Source organism: Blautia sp. CAG:257, assembly GCF_000433815.1.
In the GTDB taxonomy this organism is placed as follows: Bacteria; Bacillota; Clostridia; order Lachnospirales; family Lachnospiraceae; genus Blautia_A; species Blautia_A caecimuris.
This window is the reverse complement of the sequence record NZ_HF999102.1, coordinates 2,378-5,237: the sequence shown is the minus strand read 5'-3', so window position 1 is coordinate 5,237 and position 2,860 is coordinate 2,378. Positions and strand designations below refer to the sequence as shown.

The window sequence follows — 2,860 nt, the reverse complement described above, 5'->3', positions numbered from 1 at the left end:
TTCGGAGAAATGATGCATAATAGCAGAAATGAATACAACAGGTGTAAGGGAGTAGCTGACACCGTAAAGGCGTAACAGAATCAACATCATGGCCGGGAGACCTGGTTTTGTTTGAAACAGCGAGACTTATCTTTGGGAGGAATCCTGAGATAAGTCTTTTTGTTTTTGAAAATGCAGAATCCGGGTATAATGAAAGGCAGGAGAAGTGTCAGAAAGGAGTGAACATCACACGCCGTATTCTTTGGCAGACCGGATAAAATTTTATTTGGAAATGCCCTCAGAAATAAAACAAAAGCGTGCAGAAACTCAAACATGCTGCACAGAAATGGAGGCAATATGAAAGAATATCTGTCAAGCTGTGAGGAAGTTTTAAAAGAACAGAATTCTTCCGAACAGGGACTGTCAACAGGTGAAGCACAGCAGAGACTGTCCAGATTCGGAAAGAATGAACTGGAAAAAGGGAAAAAGACTTCTCTTTTAAAGAGATTTTTAGGGGAACTTGCAGACCCGATGATCATTATCCTGATCGTGGCTGCGGCAATTTCCGGAATCACAGCTTTTTATGAAGGCGAGTCTTTTGCTGACGTTATTATTATTCTTGCAGTTGTAATTATTAATGCAGTACTGGGAGTTGTTCAGGAAAGTAAGGCAGAAGCCGCAATTGAGGCTTTGCAGGAAATCGCAGCCGCTACCAGCAAGGTGCTCCGTGACGGAAAGGTAGTGACACTGAAAAGTGACGAGCTTGTTCCCGGAGACGTGGTGCTTCTGGAAGCAGGAGATGCAGTTCCGGCTGACGGACGTATCATTGAAGCTGCCAGTCTGAAAATTGAGGAAGCTGCTCTCACAGGAGAATCAGTTCCGGCAAATAAAATCACAGATCTTCTTCAGCTTGGAGGAGAGAAGGACGTTCCCCTGGGAGATCGTAAAAATATGGCCTACATGGGTTCTACAGTTGTTTACGGACGCGGCAAGGTTGTCATTACCGGAACCGGTATGAACACAGAAATGGGTAAAATTGCTCAGGCTCTTTCTCAGGCAAAAGACGATGCAACGCCTCTTCAGATCAAACTGAACCAGCTGAGTAAGATCCTTACCCTTCTTGTTATCGGTATCTGCGCAGTGATTTTTGCAGTAGGACTGTTCCGTTCAGGAATCAGCGGCGATACCATCCTCAGCACCTTTATGGTTGCAGTATCTCTTGCAGTTGCGGCTATTCCGGAAGGTCTGGCAGCGGTTGTGACCATTGTACTTTCCATTGGCGTGACAAATATGTCCAAACGCAACGCCATCATCCGTAAGCTGACTGCAGTGGAAACTCTTGGATGTACACAGATCATCTGCTCTGATAAAACAGGTACATTAACCCAGAACAAAATGACAGTTGTGGAGCATGTGGCTGACAATGAGCAGAATTTGGAGATCGCAATGGCTCTCTGTTCAGATGCAGAATACGATGCAGAAGCGGGAGAGGCAGTTGGAGAGCCTACCGAATGTGCTCTTGTAAACGATGCGGCTAAAAACGGTCTGCCAAAGACACAGTTAAAAGAAGAATACGTACGTGTGGGAGAAGCTCCTTTTGATTCCATGCGTAAAATGATGTCCACCGTTCACAAAACAAAAGAAAACCAGATCATCCAGTTTACCAAGGGTGCTCCGGACGAGGTACTGAAATGCTGTACCCATGCAATTATAAACGGCGCAAAGGTTCCTATGACAGAAGAGATCAGAGCATCTATTCTGAAAAGTAACAAAGCAATGGCTGACAGAGCTCTTCGTGTTCTCTGCGGCGCATGCCGTGAATGGGACAAAATGCCGGAGAGTACAGAGCCTGCATTTCTGGAACAGGAACTTACCTATCTGGGACTTTCCGGAATGATCGATCCGGTCCGTCCGGAGGTTAAGGCTGCAATCGTAGAGTGCCGTGAAGCGGGAATCCGTCCTATTATGATCACCGGAGATCATAAGGATACCGCAGTTGCCATCGGTATGGAGCTTGGAATCCTTTCCGATCCCTCTCAGGCTATCACAGGCGCACAGCTTAATGAGATCAGCGATGAGGATTTCCAGAACAGAATCGAAGAGTTTTCTGTATATGCCCGAGTTCAGCCGGAGCATAAAGTACGTATTGTAAATGCATGGAAAAAGAAAGGCATGATCACAGCCATGACCGGTGACGGCGTTAATGACGCTCCGTCCATTAAGAGCGCTGACATTGGCGTGGGCATGGGAATCACCGGAACAGACGTAACCAAAAACGTAGCTGATATGGTACTGGCAGACGATAACTTTGCAACCATCGTATCCGCAGTAGAAGAGGGACGCCGTATTTATGCAAACATCCGTAAGGCAATCCAGTTCCTGCTTGCCTCCAACCTGGCAGAGGTTCTGGCAATCTTCTTCTCTACAATGATCGGATTTACTATACTGAAACCGGTACATCTTCTCTGGATCAACCTGATCACAGACTGTTTCCCTGCTCTGGCTCTCGGACTTGAAAAGAGCGAAGCAGACATTATGAAGAAAAAGCCTCGTGATCCGAAAGAAGGTATTTTTGCCGGAGGAATGGGATTTGATGTATTTTTCCAGGGCGCCGTTGTAACTGTTCTTGTTATGATCTCTTATCTGGTAGGTCACAGAATTGAATCCGGCGCATGGGAATTTGTAAACAGTGCAGACGGAACAACCATGGCATTCCTTACCCTTTCCATGGTGGAAATTTTCCATTCTCTTAACATGAGAAGCCGCCGGGGATCTATCTTTAAACTGAACAGCCATAACAAATTCCTGTATGGAGCAATGGTTGTTTCCCTGATCCTGACAACAGTTGTAATCGAGGTTCCGTTTATTGCAAAAGCATTCC

General features: G+C 46.0%; 2 protein-coding genes. Both read left to right on the top strand.

Annotated elements, in window-relative coordinates:
- Nucleotides 1-107 precede the first annotated feature (107 nt).
- Nucleotides 108-257, top strand: a complete 150-nt coding sequence (locus tag QVP40_RS11695; RefSeq protein WP_287575898.1) for a hypothetical protein — start codon at nt 108-110, stop codon at nt 255-257.
- Nucleotides 258-336: 79 nt separating this feature from the next.
- A partial coding sequence (locus QVP40_RS11690) for a cation-translocating P-type ATPase (protein WP_288200537.1) occupies nt 337-2,860 on the top strand: 2,524 nt, incomplete at its 3' end.